This is a genomic window from Gilliamella sp. LMG 34361 (assembly GCF_984569075.1).
Genome location: NZ_OZ474903.1, coordinates 103,885 through 119,153, shown reverse-complemented (window position 1 = coordinate 119,153; position 15,269 = coordinate 103,885). Strand labels below are relative to the sequence as shown.

Annotated in this window: 16 protein-coding genes; all 16 read left to right on the top strand. The window is 33.5% G+C overall.

Going from position 1 to position 15,269, the window contains the following annotated elements:
• Positions 1-39 precede the first annotated feature (39 nt).
• The gene (locus AC5LXI_RS00660; protein ID WP_493443077.1) at positions 40-2,307 is read left to right on the top strand and encodes an RHS repeat-associated core domain-containing protein; all 2,268 of its coding nucleotides are present in this window, start codon (positions 40-42) and stop codon (positions 2,305-2,307) included.
• A gap of 12 nt (positions 2,308-2,319) precedes the next feature.
• Positions 2,320-2,757 carry a tetratricopeptide repeat protein gene (locus tag AC5LXI_RS00655; protein ID WP_493443076.1) on the top strand — a complete coding sequence of 146 codons (438 nt, stop codon included), beginning with the start codon at positions 2,320-2,322 and terminating at the stop codon, positions 2,755-2,757.
• 176 nt (positions 2,758-2,933) lie between these two features.
• The gene (locus tag AC5LXI_RS00650; RefSeq protein WP_493443075.1) at positions 2,934-3,371 is read left to right on the top strand and encodes a tetratricopeptide repeat protein; all 438 of its coding nucleotides are present in this window, start codon (positions 2,934-2,936) and stop codon (positions 3,369-3,371) included.
• Positions 3,372-3,547: 176 nt separating this feature from the next.
• Complete coding sequence (locus AC5LXI_RS00645) at positions 3,548-3,985, top strand: tetratricopeptide repeat protein (RefSeq protein WP_493443074.1); 438 nt, start codon at positions 3,548-3,550, stop codon at positions 3,983-3,985.
• Positions 3,978-4,958 (top strand): RHS repeat domain-containing protein, encoded by a 981-nt coding sequence (locus tag AC5LXI_RS00640; protein ID WP_493444327.1) that lies wholly within the window; start codon positions 3,978-3,980, stop codon positions 4,956-4,958. Before AC5LXI_RS00645 ends, AC5LXI_RS00640 begins: the two co-directional genes overlap by 8 nt.
• Positions 4,959-5,103: 145 nt before the next feature.
• Positions 5,104-5,241: a hypothetical protein gene (locus AC5LXI_RS00635; RefSeq protein WP_493443073.1), complete on the top strand. Its 138-nt coding sequence runs from the start codon at positions 5,104-5,106 to the stop codon at positions 5,239-5,241.
• A gap of 337 nt (positions 5,242-5,578) precedes the next feature.
• Entirely contained in the window at positions 5,579-6,070 is a 492-nt protein-coding gene (locus AC5LXI_RS00630) for a DUF7832 domain-containing protein (protein ID WP_493443072.1), read from the top strand.
• A 92-nt stretch (positions 6,071-6,162) separates the two neighbouring features.
• Positions 6,163-6,573 (top strand): hypothetical protein, encoded by a 411-nt coding sequence (locus AC5LXI_RS00625; protein WP_493443071.1) that lies wholly within the window; start codon positions 6,163-6,165, stop codon positions 6,571-6,573.
• Positions 6,574-7,117: 544 nt separating this feature from the next.
• Positions 7,118-7,792: a hypothetical protein gene (locus AC5LXI_RS00620; RefSeq protein ID WP_493443070.1), complete on the top strand. Its 675-nt coding sequence runs from the start codon at positions 7,118-7,120 to the stop codon at positions 7,790-7,792.
• A 153-nt stretch (positions 7,793-7,945) separates the two neighbouring features.
• The gene (locus tag AC5LXI_RS00615) at positions 7,946-8,287 is read left to right on the top strand and encodes an Imm26 family immunity protein (RefSeq protein WP_493443069.1); all 342 of its coding nucleotides are present in this window, start codon (positions 7,946-7,948) and stop codon (positions 8,285-8,287) included.
• Positions 8,287-10,131 carry a hypothetical protein gene (locus tag AC5LXI_RS00610; RefSeq protein ID WP_493443068.1) on the top strand — a complete coding sequence of 615 codons (1,845 nt, stop codon included), beginning with the start codon at positions 8,287-8,289 and terminating at the stop codon, positions 10,129-10,131. The genes AC5LXI_RS00615 and AC5LXI_RS00610 overlap by 1 nt, the downstream gene beginning before the upstream one ends.
• Before the next feature lie 428 nt (positions 10,132-10,559).
• Positions 10,560-11,534 carry a hypothetical protein gene (locus AC5LXI_RS00605; RefSeq protein WP_493443067.1) on the top strand — a complete coding sequence of 325 codons (975 nt, stop codon included), beginning with the start codon at positions 10,560-10,562 and terminating at the stop codon, positions 11,532-11,534.
• 740 nt (positions 11,535-12,274) lie between these two features.
• Positions 12,275-12,721, top strand: a complete 447-nt coding sequence (locus AC5LXI_RS00600) for a hypothetical protein (protein WP_493443066.1) — start codon at positions 12,275-12,277, stop codon at positions 12,719-12,721.
• Between the two features lie 111 nt (positions 12,722-12,832).
• A complete protein-coding gene (locus AC5LXI_RS00595) occupies positions 12,833-13,462 on the top strand; it encodes a hypothetical protein (protein WP_493443065.1) in 630 nt (209 codons plus the stop codon).
• 202 nt (positions 13,463-13,664) lie between these two features.
• The gene (locus AC5LXI_RS00590) at positions 13,665-14,294 is read left to right on the top strand and encodes a hypothetical protein (protein ID WP_493443064.1); all 630 of its coding nucleotides are present in this window, start codon (positions 13,665-13,667) and stop codon (positions 14,292-14,294) included.
• 203 nt (positions 14,295-14,497) lie between these two features.
• Positions 14,498-15,127, top strand: a complete 630-nt coding sequence (locus tag AC5LXI_RS00585; protein WP_493443063.1) for a hypothetical protein — start codon at positions 14,498-14,500, stop codon at positions 15,125-15,127.
• Positions 15,128-15,269: the final 142 nt, after the last annotated feature.

The window sequence follows — 15,269 nt, the reverse complement described above, 5'->3', positions numbered from 1 at the left end:
TATTGAAGAAGTGGATGCACTGGATAGTCACACTTATCAGTGGCTAATCTTCTCACCATGATTGAGCGGGTGGATGGTAGTTGTCAACAGTACATTTATAATCAAGCTGGCTTAGTGAAAGCGGTACACGATTTTGATGGCACGGTGACTAGGTATCATTATAACGGACGCGGACAGTTACAAGAAAGATTATCCCCTGACAATAAACGCCTTCGCTACCATTATGATGGATTTGGGCGTTTGGTGGCACTGTACAATGAGAAGGATGAAGCATACCGTTTTAGTTATGATATCAATCATCAGTTAATCAGTTCAACTGACTTAACCGGACAACGTAAATGTTATGATTATGACCGATTAGGACGGGTAATTCGCCAATATCATTATCCACATAATCTACATTTTGAGTCTGAAAACCATCAGGAATCACACCTTAATCCAATTATCTATGATTACCAGTATGATAGTATAGGACGACTAACTCGTCGTCGTAGTCCAGATTATGTCACTGAATATCACTATCAACCGAACCAAGCCACGCTAACACGCAGTGAATTATACGATTGGGCTACTGCACAATTAGCGGGGCAAACGGTCAGTGCCGATAAACAGCAGACCTTAAGCTTCACCACTGACGAATTAGGGTTACTCATCACAAAACAAAATCATGAAGGTTTACACCAATACAGCTATGATGCATTAGGTAATGTAATCAATCACACTTTACCGGATGGTAATCAGTTAGGATACCTCTATTATGGCTCGGGTCATTTAAGTCAATTGAACTTTAAGACGCCGACAGCCATGTATGATATTGCAGAGTATGAGCGAGACCGGTTACATCGTGAGATTAGTCGTCGACAAGGTAAACTGACCCAGCGCATCACGTTTGATGCTTTGGGGCAAATGACCAGTAAACGCACGGCATTTAATGATTTAGGTAGTCATGCATTACCGCTGATAGACAAACGCTTTGACTATGACAAAGTGGGAAATTTAATACAACAAGTTAACGGTTACGGTAACTATCCGGCACAGACGCTAGATAGTAGAGCCCGTTACAGTCAACGTTATGAGTATGATGCAGCGCAACAAGTGGTGATGCAGCGCGAATATACAAACCAGCAGCATTTTGTATATGACCCAGCGGGTAATTTATTCAATGAGCAAGGTGACGTATGCCGGGCTAATCAGTTGCGACAATACAATGGTTACCACTATGATTATGATGGTTTTGGTCGACTGATTAAACGGCAACGACCGGCTGAAAACATCACGCAATGGTTCAGTTATAACCATGAACATCAACTTATAGAAGCGAGGGTTGAGAGTTTACAACACCGCTCAATCACCCGATACCAATATGATGCGCTGGGGCGACGAATTAATAAGACGACGGAGCATTACGATAAATATAGTCAGCGATATACCACAACAGGCACCGATTTTAGTTGGCAGGGAATGCGGTTAAGTGGTGAAGCCAATGAGCAACAACAAATTCGCTATCTTTATAATGGACAAGGTTATGAGCCAATTGCCAGAGCGATAAGTGACCGTTACCCTAAGACATCAGATGTTCACTACCAGATTGAGTATTTTCATACGTTAGCTAACAACTTACCGACGGAGCTAACCAATGAGGAAGGTGAAATAATTTGGTTAGGGGAATATACGTTATTTGGGCAATTGAAACACCAACGCAATCGAGACCGGTGGTATAGTTCAGATAAGACAGAGCAAAATTTGCGCTTTGCGGGGCAATATTATGACCAAGAAACGGGTTTACATTACAACACATTGCGTTATTATGATCCCAACTGCGGACGATTTACTCAACAAGACCCGATTGGACTGGCGGGCGGGATTAACCTTTACCAATATGCGCCTAATACACTCTCTTGGATTGACCCGTGGGGGTTAATAAGTTGTCGCCTAAAATACATGGGAAAGACTCCTGGTAAATTTAATAGTTCAACAGGCCGAAAAGTTATAGATCGATTGCGTAACCAAAAACTTGTTACAGGTTACGGTGATGATATGAAGTTTAAAAGTCCAACTGATGGTAAATGGTATCCTATTAAAGATGCAGATATGGCTCATATAACTGATGCGGTTGTATGGTGGAATCAAACAGGTAGAAAGTACGGGGCTAAATCTAAGGAAGTTAGAGATTTTATGAAAGATGATAAAAACTATGTATTGGAACATTATTCGCATAACCGTTCTCAAGGGGCGAAATTAGGAATTACATATCTGCCCCCTGAGGATTCTATCAGATCACCGATAAAACCAGAAAATTATGATTAAAGGAGGATAAGCATGAATACACTTATTGATAATAAACTTGAGGATGAAATAATATCTATAGTAGAAAGTGGCAATTTAGACCATATCAAAAATGATTTTTCTAGTGCTTTAAATAAATATCATCAAGCTTGGAAATTAATTCCTGAACCAAAGTTAGACTGGGAAATAGCTCGTTGGGTTTCTTCATGTATATATAGTGCTTATTTTGACATGACAGATTTTTCCAATGCTAAAAATTGGGCAGAAATAGCACTACAGACAAGCGGATCTAATATTGATACATCGCGAGCGATTGATATGGGAATGGTGTGCTATGAATTAGGTCAATACGACGAATCATATAAATATTTTAGTGAGGCATATAATTTAGGCCAAACTCGAGCATTTAAAGAAACACCTAAAAAATATTTGGACTTTTATTTAAATAAGAAAAAGATAAAACATAACTGACAAACTGAAACGACCATTATCCAATGGTTACCACTACGATTATGATGGTTTTGGTCGACTGATTAAACGGCAACGACCGGCTGAAAACATCACGCATAGGAGTTACATATCTGACCCCTGAGGATTCTATCAGACCACAGATAAAACCAGAAAATTATGATTAAAGGAGGATAAGCATGAATACACTTATTGATAATAAACTTGAGAAAGAAATAGTATCTATAGTAGAAAGTGGCAATTTAGACCATATCAAAAATGATTTTTCTAGTGCTTTAAATAAATATCATCAAGCTTGGAAATTAATTCCTGAACCAAAGTTAGACTGGGAAATAGCTCGTTGGGTTTCTTCATGTATATATAGTGCTTATTTTCAGATGACAGATTTTTCCAATGCTAAAAATTGGGCAGAAATAGCACTACAGACAAGCGGATCTGATATTGATACATCGCTAGCGATTAATATGGGAATGGTGTGCTATGAATTAGGTCAATACGACGAATCATATAAATATTTTGGTGAGGCATATAATTTAGGCCAAACTCGAGCATTTAAAGAAAGGCCTAAAAAATATTTGGACTTTTATTTAAATAAGAAAAAGATAAAACATAACTGACAAACTGAAACGACCATTATCCAATGGTTACCACTACGATTATGATGGTTTTGGTCGACTGATTAAACGGCAACGACCGGCTGAAAACATCACGCATAGGAGTTACATATCTGCCCCCTGAGGATTCTATCAGATCACCGATAAAACCAGAAAATTATGATTAAAGGAGGATAAGCATGAATACACTTATTGATAATAAACTTGAGGATGAAATAACATCTATAGTAGAAAGTGGCAATTTAGATCGTATTAAAAAAGATTTTTCTAGTGCTTTAAATAAATATAATCAAGCTTGGAAATTAATTCCTGAACCAAAGTTAGACTGGGAAATAGCTCGTTGGATTTCTTCATGTATATATAGAGTTTATTTTGAGATGACAGATTTTTCCAATGCTAAAAATTGGGCAGAAATAGCACTACAGACAAGCGGATCTGATATTGATACATCGCGAGCGATTAATATGGGAATGGCGTGCTATGAATTAGGTCAATACGACGAATCATATAAATATTTTAGTGAGGCATATAATTTAGGCCAAACTCGAGCATTTAAAGGAACACCTAAAAAATATTTGGACTTTTATTTAAATAAGAAAAAGATAAAACATAACTGACAAACTGAAACGGCTATTATCCAATGGTTACCACTACGATTATGATGGTTTTGGTCGACTGATTAAACGGCAACGACCGGCTGAAAACATCACGCAGTGGTTCAGTTATAACCATGAACATCAACTTATAGAAGCGAGGGTTGAGAGTTTACAACACCGCTCAATCACCCGCTACCAATATGATGCGCTGGGTCGACGAATTAATAAGACGACGGAGCATTACGATAAGTATAGTCAGCGGTATACCACAACAGGCACCGATTTTAGTTGGCAGGGAATGCGGTTAAGTGGTGAAGCCAATGCGCAACAACAAATTCGCTATCTTTATAACGAACAAGATTATGAGCCAATTGCTAGGGTGATAAGTGACCGTTACCCTAAGACATCAGATGTTCACTACCAGATTGAGTATTTTCATACGTTAGCTAACAGCTTACCGACGGAACTAACCAATGAGGAAGGTGAAATAATTTGGTTAGGGGAATATACGTTATTTGGGCAATTGAAACACCAGCGCAACCGAGACCGGTGGTATAGTCCGGATAAGACAGAGCAAAACTTGCGCTTTGCGGGGCAATATTATGACCAAGAAACGGGTTTACATTACAACACGTTGCGTTATTATGACCCTAACTGCGGACGATTTACTCAACAAGACCCGATTGGACTGGCGGGCGGAATTAATCTATACCAATATGCGCCTAATACACTTTCTTGGATTGACCCGTGGGGATTGAAGTGTAGCACAGAGCAATTAGCCGATAATAGGGCTAATGGAGATGCTGCTGAAAGATATATTTTAGAAAAACTAGGTAAAAAAACTAATATTAAAGTTTTAGGTACTCAAGTTTATGTAAAAACTCTGGGTCTAGGTAGAGGGCGAAAGATTGATATTCTTATTCAAGATTTAAATACAGGGAAAATAAAAGCTATCAAGGTTAAATATAATGGCGCTATGAGATCACCACCTTAAGAGGCAAAGGATATAGGAATGGAAAAAGGGAAAGGTATATTTGGGAAAATGCGCCACCAGATAAAAATGGAACTTCACTTGGTGGTAAAAAAATAGAGAGTATTACCGTTAAAGTAATAAAAGTATCATCAGAGGAATTAGCAGAATGGTTAAGATAACAAGAGATGAAGTTATATTAGATATGGCTAAAGTAATTGTGCCTTTGTTTGAACAAAAAGGTTTTGTGCAAAAGAAAAACATATTTGAATTTCATGATAGTAACACTAACAATATATCAATATGAAATACTTCTTTCGAAAAGAAGGGGCTATTTTTCACTATATTTACGCCTAAAATTATTGAATAAACCATTTATGAAAGAAGTGAATAAAGTAGCTAAAAAAGTATGGTTAGATGAGGATTTTATTCGTCTAGATGGCCGTAATGATGAAATGATAAAATACGCAATGAAGGTAAGAACTAGCAATTTCTGCTTAAGTATGGTAATTTCTTCTATTTTTAACTAAATCGTAAAAGCTAAGCGAAACAGAGAGTTTCGACTCAAGTAAGACAATGAATTATTGGGTGCTCTTCATTGTCGTCAATTATTAAAAAATGCATCTTCTACTATGGAAATGGAAATGGAAATGGAAATGAATAAAATGAATAAAACACCAAAAGACGAAGTTATATCCGATATAGCAAAAGTAATAAAATATGACGATTATAGTTGGCATATAAATGATTCTTTCCCTTCAGATTTATCTGAAGAAGCTGCATTAACTCATATGGGAATGTTCATAGGCTGGGTTATTGATAAAGGATTTGAAAGTGAGTTTTTAAAAGAAGATTGTAGTAATGAGCTTTATAAATTTAGAGAACGAAATATAACAGGAGCTCAATTTATTAAGGAATGTTGTGATTATAAATTAATATCTGATGATTTAAATGAAGAAGCTAATCGTTTTGCTGAAAAATATTATGAATCAGGACAATATTATGATGATTATGCTAATGCTTGTAATGATAATAATGAAACTATTTTCCATGAATCTGATAATTGGGAAAATTATGAAAAGATTAAAAATATTATTGAAAATAGATACAAAGAATGGAAGAAAATTAATTATTAAATAATTTTAATTATGACTTTAGAAAAATAAAAAAATAAACATGGCTTAGAAAGATTTTAGAAAATATTAGCGGAAATAGAAGAAGAAATAAAATGATTTTTGAAAAATTCTTAAAAGGGGAAACATTCCCTGTTACTTTTGGTGAAGATCTAAATACGGTTATTTCTAAACTTGAATACCCCCAAGTATATTTGCTCAGTAAAGAAGATAAGTTATACGGTGTGTATTCACAAGGAATAGAATATCTATTTGATATGAATGAATTATGTTTAATACAATTTGAAATTGATCGTCTTAAACAAGTTTACATAAATAAAAATAAGATTACAGAGAATACTAATTATGATGAGTTCAAAGGATATCTGAAACAAATTAAAGTTGAATATGAAGAAGAAGAGTATATAGATAATCAAAAAATATTACTTATTAAAAATAATATAACAGTTTATTTTGACGGAGTGTCAAATAAATTCACCACAGCAATGAGAACTAGAACTTGGTGAATTAATAATAAGTTTAACAACTAAGTTGAGGAAAACCAGAATTCTGGTCTTATTCTTTTTGTGATTAATTAAATCTGTATCTCAGGCTGAATAATCAGCTTGCCCTCCTCAATGGTGACGGTAATAGCCAGACCGGAAAAAATCATAACTGTTCCAGCCAGCGGCCTTTAATATCAATCTGTGATGAGTTGTAACTTAGAATGTGGCTTAGCCATAATTAATTCCATATTAGTTAGTTGTGGTTAGCGGTTTTAGGTATCACGGTAAAGTCCGTTTGTCCTAGTGGTAGATTGATATTATTTACCCAGCAGCTTAATCTGCTTTTTAGTCAGTAAAGCATCTAAAAATATCTTAATCACGGTCTGATTTTAGGCGAGTAGCAGCTCAATCGCTTGAGTGGTAAGGGACGCAAAAATGGAAAAAAGATAGGGAATATTTAGGAAAAATGTACCAAAAGATAAAGATGGAAATCTACTTGCAACTAAAAAAACAAAAGGTAACATCGTTAAAGTAATACAAGTATTGCCATAAGAGTTAGGGAAAAATGAATAAAACACCAAAAGATGAAGTTATATTAGATATGGCTAAAGTAATTGGCCCTTTGTTTGAACAAAAAGGATTTGTGCAAAAGAAAAATATATTTGAATTTCATGATAGTAACACTAAAAATATATATCAATATGAAATACGTCTTTCGAAAAGGAAGGGCTATTTTTCACTGCATTTACGCCTAAATTTATTGAATAAACCATTTATGAAAGAAGTGAATGAAGTACTTAAAAAAGTATGGTTAGATGAAGATTTTATTCGTCTAGAAGACAGTAGTGATGAAATGATAAAATACGCAATGAAGCTAAGACTTAGCAATTTTAGGTTAAGAATGTTAACTGATTGGCGCGATTTTAAAGAGGAAAATGAATCTTTGTCTGACTTTAGGGATCGATTTTCTATTTGGATGTGTGTCTTTGATGATATTAATGAAATCCCTAATTGGAAAGCGCAACTAGTGCAAAGTGTTTTATTTACTGAAAAATGGGTTTCGGATATTCAATCTAATCCAGAACAATGGATAATTAACCATACAGCGTACCCAGCTCTGTACCTTTTGAAAAAACAAAACCGAATTATCGAATTAAATGAAAAATATAATTATTTGTTAAAGGGAAACAATTATAAAAATGAGCTTATGTGCTTTTATAAATATTTAACAGCATCATAAAAACTAAGTTAAAAATGGAGTAATTTCCAGATTATAGATTATCAAAATACTCAAGGTAATAAATATAACTCTTTTTAACACAATCGAACTGACTCTAGGGCAACTTTGTTTAAAGGGAATTACAATAGCAGAGTAAAAAGGCAATGTTAATGAATGATTTTAAATTTTGGGGATGGGATAAAACCTAGGATAATGTTACGTTTCATAAAACCAGGTGATATATTTTGTGTCAAACTGAATGATAAAAAATATATTTTCGGCAGAATTATTTCAAAATTATTTTTTTGTCGTGTTGCAGAGATTTTTAACTATGTATCATCAACGCCCGAAATAAAGGTCGAATACATCTCTTCATCCAAGAGAATGTTCGCACCAATAGTATTAGATAGTTATACGCTATTATTTGATCGGAAAGCCGAAAAAGAAGCGGATTGGCGGATTATAGGACATCAGAATGATTATATACCTATAATAATCAAAAAAGGTCATTATTAATGAGATTAAAATGTCAAAGTTTCATTTATTTTTTAAGTTTATTAGCGCTAGTATTTTATTCAACATTAGGATTAGCAATACAAAAAGAGAACTTATCCGATCATAACATCGTTAATCAACTCAAGTCACAAGGCATTAAACCGCATGTTACTTATATTCACTCTGGAGATATCTACAGTAAATATAAGAATTTTCCAACAAAACCATTTTTAACATTATTTGAGGCTGAAAAAAAATTTCCCAATGATTCAAATAATATCATTCAATTTTTTGAGCTAGATGATAATTATCAATATAAATATATTGTTGAGAAGGAAAGAGATCTAATTGATATATTGTTTCCCATTGCCTTATTTGACGATTATTCAGATGGTGAACATTTCTTTACTCTTGATGAAAAATACCAACTCCATCATTTAAATTCAGTTGAAGAAGCTTGGAAACAAGACTGCTATCTCAAAATAGTGATTGAAAAAGGGAAAGTTGTCAAAATGCAAAAACGCCCCTTAACATATATTACCAAAACAGTATTTTCATATTGGTCAAATGGTAATAAACAACAAGAAATCAGTGAAAAGCTAGATTTGAATAATAATGTGCTTGTTCATGATGAAATTGAATATGATCAAACAGGACAAAGAATAAAATTATTAGAAGATAACTTTATAACCCACTCTAAAGTGGTTATGACTTATTTATACACGCAAGACGTTTATGCATTAATGGATATTTTTAATGAGAAAGGGATTAAGGTTAATCATACAATTTTTTATGATCAATTAGGTAATGTGGAAAGCCAATATTTAGATGAGTCTGGACAAATTATACATACCAGCAATTTTGAGCCAAACTTATCAACAGATGCACATTTACCACAATCCGCGATTTATCAACCTATCCCGATGGATCTGTTACGAGTACATCCATCCCATGTAGGCAAACTGATTGAACAAATGGCATCTAAGGACAATTATACCTTAGCTGACCAAGAAGCTGTCACACGAGCAAAATTTCTAGGTATACAATCAAATAGTACTTATTATCATCCAACCCCCTTCCCACAATGGGGAAAAGATCGTTATAAAAATTATCCTCACCAATTAACTATGACATTATCTCAAGCTGAATATCAACACCCCAAAGAACAATATGTTGACTTAGTCAAAGTAACAGTCGGTGACAATTATCAATATCAAACTATTTCCAGAGAAAAATGGCTACAAGCCCCGTTATCAATACCACATGAACAATTTAAATCATTAAAAAATGGCACCTATTTTTTTACTCTAGATAAGCAAGGTCAATTAATACCATTAGAAGATATTGAACAGGCAATTATATTGCCTAGCTACGTGCGAGTCGAAAAAGTTATGGGTAAAATTGCTTCAATACTTCAAAAAACACGAATCCAAAAAACGCAACAGGCTTATGAATACAACGAAAATAACCAAATGCACAAAGAGATTTTAACGGTGTTAGAAAGTCCTAGCATGCCATTACTAACCGTTGAAACAATCTATGATGATATTGGTGTTTTTGTCGTATCACAAACGATCAAAGATAGTCAAAACAAACGAATTGCTGTTTTTTCAAAATTTAATGATAATAATATTTATGGCGTGATTGAGCGATTTAATCGGAAAGAGGAGAAAACGAATCATATTACTATTTATCGTAATACCCGTATTGAAAATCGTCATTTAGACAAAGCGGGGAATACGCTATTTATTACAGATGATTTGACTAATGAAAATGATCCACAACCTTATGATGAATTACCGCTTTATTCGGATAAATTGATTCAACAAATATTTAATGCCTATTTAAACATGAATAAGAAGTAATAAAACTCGATTGGCTTATCGTTTTTATGTAAAAATACATTTTACATAATTACTTATAACAAATAAGGATGAATATGATTAATTGGGAAAATCTTGGTAAAGCAGTTATAGGAAATACCATTCCTTATAGCTCTAAAGGGGCCAGTTATGAACAAAAAGTAGTAACTGTGTTAAAGAATTAACCCGAATTAGGATATGCCGACTACCGACTTTATTACTTGGCGGTCGTGTTGAAGTGGATACTAAATCACCATCAGGTCATTACTGGATCGAAATTATCAACGATTTAAGCAAAATGGACGGTAGTGAACTGTTTATTGAAAGTTATGGCTGGTATCCTCAAGAGCCAGTAACCTTTTCAAACTCTTTTACTGTAGTTGGATGCCTGAATAGTGATTGCGGTTATTTTCGAGATAAGGATGATAACAATGAAAAAAAAAGTGACATTAACCTTAATGGTGTTGACATTGTTAATATATTTATTAGGAGCTATGATGACAGGTTTAATTAATCCATTTGATGTAGCTAAATGTATTGAAATTCGCACCATGGGTATTAAACCTCATGTACCCTATTATGGTTCCACCAAAACTATTTTCAATCATTACCGAACTCCTAATAATTATCCTGATTTTTCACCAATTACTCTTGAACAGGCAGAAAATGCACCTTATCGGGTTAATAATCCGTTCAGTACAAAACTTAAAATTAACGAAGTCGGTGACAATTATCAATTTAAAATACGTTGGAGTTATGAACGTAAACCCCAATATATTTTACTTAATAATCAACAACAAGCCAGTTTAAAAGAATTGGGAAATGGTTCACATTTTTTTATTTTAAATGACGATTTACAATTGCAACCTATTACCATTGAAAACGCGATTACCTTACCTAATTATATAAAAGTAACAAAAGAGATGGATAAAATTGTAGCGATTGAAAAAAAACCCTTACTTTCCATCAGCAAATGGGAATATGAATACTGGCCACACAGTGCTAAGCTCCATTATTTACGATATTTTAAGTATGCTATTGATAAGAAAACCATATTGCAATCTTTAAATGTGGAATATGACGAAGAGGGTGAAAAGGATCAGCCATTAATATCGGTAACTAAAAACCAAAATAATAAACCGATAAGTATAAGAAAATCCTATCCCAAAGGAAATGAATATTTTTCTGAAACCACATTATTTAATGAGCAAGGTGACAAAACGGAGATCTTTTATACTCCCAGTGTTGGTAATAGTAGAATTGTTCACCTTGATAAAGAAGGAAATATAATTGAAGTTACATATGGTCATGTTCCATCCCATAGAATTGCTAATTTTGAAGAAGAGGAACGTTATAAAAATCTTGAAATTGACACCAGTAAAAAGTACATAATAGATAGAGATTAATTAAAATCAAAAAATAGTTTTCGAAACCATAGAAAGCCTAATACATATAATTGGGAAAAACATATTTAATAAAGGTCCATTGTGTCGAAACAATCATCTAATTAGAACGATGCAATAGACCGGACAATCAATAAAATGGAAAAAACCATATCCAATTTGTAAATACGGCGGTTATAAAATTAAAGCGAATTCGGTTCTGTTGACTTCCAATAGTTACGAGTCAAAACAATACTCACCATAGGCGTTGAAATATACGAAAGGATATACTATTGAATCCAGACCTCCCTATGGTGCAACGCATAAAATTGAATATAACCAACAAACAATAGAATAAGCCACTAATGTTTAATATAGAATGAAAAAGTAAAAGATAATGCGCTTATTTGCTTCTATAAGTATTTAACTACCTCATGAAAACTAAGTTAAAAATGGAGTTCCTTTGTTGAAGAAGTGTATGCACTGGGTGATCACACTTACCAATCGCCTCACCATGATTGAGGTGGCCGTTGTCAAGAGTTTACATTTTTATATTTCAACATGTTGCGTTATTATGCTCCTAACTGTGGACTATTTACGCTACAAGCCACCTAAATTCATTAACCTAGGTAGCTCCTCTGGATTTGTTTACAGTGTCAAACTAAACAGGTAAAAACCAACTAAATTAACTCACTTCCCTGAAACTAGGGAAAACCAGAGAAAATTGCCTGGTTTTTCAGTGTCTAATTAGTGAGAGAAATTAAATGAAAAATAAAGTGAATCATATTATTCAGTTAATAAAAAAGGGGTATAGATTGCCGCATGATATTGAAGTGGTAGCTTGCGAAATATATTATTCATCAGAATACAATGAGTTAATATGTAAAAATATAGTTAACGATTTTATCAATAGTGTGGTTACCTCTAAGTACAGTAATATTGTTGAAATTACTTATGACTATATGAGCAGATTAATTTACGCTGATGGAGAGTTACTCTATGAAGAGTTTTTAAAAGTTCTCCATTTATTTGACTCAATAAATATTTTCTTTTGTTTGGGGATTAATGTATCTCATGATGTGATAGAAAAGTCTGATGTGGATATGGTATTTTTCCTAAAAAAATATAAAAAATTGGGCTGGAACATTGTAACAAGTGATATCGAAAATAAACAATGGTGGCAGCGGGTTATTAATTTAAAAGACATCTAAATAAAGCCGGAAAGATCTCTTCCGATTATTTTTTTATCTGCTATCAAATAGGAAAGAGGATGGGAAATGAAATTCCCCAAGGCACAGTGAATAAAAAATAAGGAATAGAGAATGAAAAACATAAAAGATTATCTAATTGACATATTTAATGAATACAAAAGCAAATATTCAGAGTTGAAAATTTGGTTGAGTGATAATGCTGTCAGCCAATCATGGGGGATGGGAGTATTGTCAGCTTACTCTTTACAACCATATCGTTGTGAATTATTGGGGTATAAACCTGGAAGGATGCTTAAAAAAAAGGACTGCTCTCCAGCAGCTCATAGACAAAGATATTTTATGGATATTAATAATAATATTATTGGAGTGGTAAGATACGCTAAATTCGTAGATGTGCATAAAGAATGGATTGTATACAGGGAATTTTACTTTAGAAAAGACAATGAGGTAATTGGATTAATATTTGGAAGTACTGGCGAGAATGATGATGATGCCAATCTAAATAAGGTAGTTTTAGTGAAATTAGATGACGGTATAATAACTGATTCTTATACTTACTCATATGATAATAGGTTTGCAGCAAGGAGATATCTTTACAAAGATAATGTTATCACAAACATAGAAGAACGTCTGTGGTTGGGTACATATATTGAACACTATTATAATATAGAAACTGAACCAACGCTAAAAATCACTGAAAATACGCCGAAAGGTCTTATTCAGATATATCCAAGTAGTTAATTTTATCTGAAAGAAACCGGAAGATCACCTTTTGCTTCTTCCGGTTTTATTGCTGCTATCATGACGCAATGTCTGCCTCAACCAATGCGTTATGGATTTTGTTCACTGCGTATTTAATCTCATAAGCTTCATTATCGCTGATCCATAGGGCGAGCAGTTCAGACCAGCTTAAGCACAGTGAATAAAAAATAAGGAATAGAGAATGAAAAACATGAAAGATTATCTAATTGAGATATTTAATGAATACAAAAGCAAATATCCAGAATTGAAAATTTGGTTAAGCGATAATGCTGTCAGCCAATCATGGGGAATGGGAGTAATGCCAGCTTACTCTTTAGAACCATATAGCTGTGAATTACTGGGGTCTAAATCTGGAAGGATGCTTAAAAAAAAGGACTGCTCTCCAGCAGTTAATAGACATAAATATTTTATGGATATTAATAATAATATTATTGGAATAGTAATATACGCTGACCTCGTAGATGTGCATAAAGAATGGATTGTATATAGGGAATTTTATTTTAGAAAAGACAATGAGGTAATTGGTTTGATATTTGGAAGTGCTTTAGAGAATAAAGATAATGCCAATCTAAATAGGGTGATTTTAGTGAAATTAGATGGCGATATAATAACTGATTCTTATACTTACTCAGATGATAATAGGTTTACAGCAAAGAAATATCTTTACAAAGATAATGTTATCACGAACATAGAACTCCGTATGTGGTTGGGTACATATATTGAACGCTATTATAATATAGAAACTGAACCAACACTAAAAATCACTGAAAATACGCCGAAAGGTCTTATTCAAATATATCCAAGTGATTAATTTTATTTGAAAGAAACCGAAAGATCACCTTTTGCTCCTTCCGGTTTTATTTGCTGCTATCATGACGCAATGTCTGCCTCAACCAATGCGTTATGGATTTTGTTCACTGCGTATTTAATCTCATAAGCTTCATTATCGCTGATCCATAGGGCGAGCAGTTCAGACCAGCTTAAGCACAGTGAATAAAAAATAAGGAATAGAGAATGAAAAACATGAAAGATTATCTAATTGAGATATTTAATGAATACAAAAGCAAATATCCAGAATTGAAAATTTGGTTGAGCGATAATGCTGTCAGCCAATCATGGGGAATGGGAGTATTGTCAGCTTACTCGTTAGAACCATATCGTTGTGAATTATTGGGGTATAAACCTGGAAGGATGCTTAAGAAAAAGGACTGCTCTCCAGCAGCTCATAGACAAAGATATTTTATGGATATTAATAAGAATATTATTGGAGTGGTAAGATACGCTAAATTCGTAGATGTGCATAAAGAATGGATTGTATATAGGGAATTTTATTTTAGAAAAGACAATGAAGTAATTGGTTTGATATTTGGAAGTGCTTTAGAGAATAAAGATAATGCCAATCTAAATCATGTGATTTTAGTAAAATTAGATGGCGATATAATAACTGATTCTTATACTTACTCAGATGATAATAGGTTTACAGCAAAGAAATATCTTTACAAAGATAATGTTATCACGAACATAGAACTCCGTATGTGGTTGGGTACATATATTGAACGCTATTATAATATAGAAACTGAACCAACGCTAAAAATCACTGAAAATACATCGGAAGGTCTTATTCAGATATATCCAAGTAATTGATTTTACCTGAAAGAAACCGGAAGATCACCTTTTGCTCCTTCCGGTTTTATTTGCTGCTATCATGACGCAATGTCTGCCTCATCTAATGCGTTATGGATTTTGTTCACTGCCTATTTAATCTCATAAGCTTTATCATCACTGA

What these genes read in the sequence shown, in the direction of transcription:
- AC5LXI_RS00585 (WP_493443063.1), top strand. Translation starts at nt 14,498, where the DNA reads ATGAAAAACATGAAAGATTATCTAATTGAGATATTTAATGAATACAAA.
- AC5LXI_RS00600 (WP_493443066.1), top strand. Translation starts at nt 12,275, where the DNA reads ATGAAAAATAAAGTGAATCATATTATTCAGTTAATAAAAAAGGGGTAT.
- AC5LXI_RS00645 (WP_493443074.1), top strand. Translation starts at nt 3,548, where the DNA reads ATGAATACACTTATTGATAATAAACTTGAGGATGAAATAACATCTATA.
- AC5LXI_RS00590 (WP_493443064.1), top strand. Translation starts at nt 13,665, where the DNA reads ATGAAAAACATGAAAGATTATCTAATTGAGATATTTAATGAATACAAA.
- AC5LXI_RS00615 (WP_493443069.1), top strand. Translation starts at nt 7,946, where the DNA reads ATGATTTTAAATTTTGGGGATGGGATAAAACCTAGGATAATGTTACGT.
- AC5LXI_RS00630 (WP_493443072.1), top strand. Translation starts at nt 5,579, where the DNA reads ATGGAAATGGAAATGAATAAAATGAATAAAACACCAAAAGACGAAGTT.
- AC5LXI_RS00605 (WP_493443067.1), top strand. Translation starts at nt 10,560, where the DNA reads ATGAAAAAAAAAGTGACATTAACCTTAATGGTGTTGACATTGTTAATA.
- AC5LXI_RS00595 (WP_493443065.1), top strand. Translation starts at nt 12,833, where the DNA reads ATGAAAAACATAAAAGATTATCTAATTGACATATTTAATGAATACAAA.
- AC5LXI_RS00610 (WP_493443068.1), top strand. Translation starts at nt 8,287, where the DNA reads ATGAGATTAAAATGTCAAAGTTTCATTTATTTTTTAAGTTTATTAGCG.
- AC5LXI_RS00625 (WP_493443071.1), top strand. Translation starts at nt 6,163, where the DNA reads ATGATTTTTGAAAAATTCTTAAAAGGGGAAACATTCCCTGTTACTTTT.
- AC5LXI_RS00620 (WP_493443070.1), top strand. Translation starts at nt 7,118, where the DNA reads ATGAATAAAACACCAAAAGATGAAGTTATATTAGATATGGCTAAAGTA.
- AC5LXI_RS00655 (WP_493443076.1), top strand. Translation starts at nt 2,320, where the DNA reads ATGAATACACTTATTGATAATAAACTTGAGGATGAAATAATATCTATA.
- AC5LXI_RS00635 (WP_493443073.1), top strand. Translation starts at nt 5,104, where the DNA reads ATGGTTAAGATAACAAGAGATGAAGTTATATTAGATATGGCTAAAGTA.
- AC5LXI_RS00650 (WP_493443075.1), top strand. Translation starts at nt 2,934, where the DNA reads ATGAATACACTTATTGATAATAAACTTGAGAAAGAAATAGTATCTATA.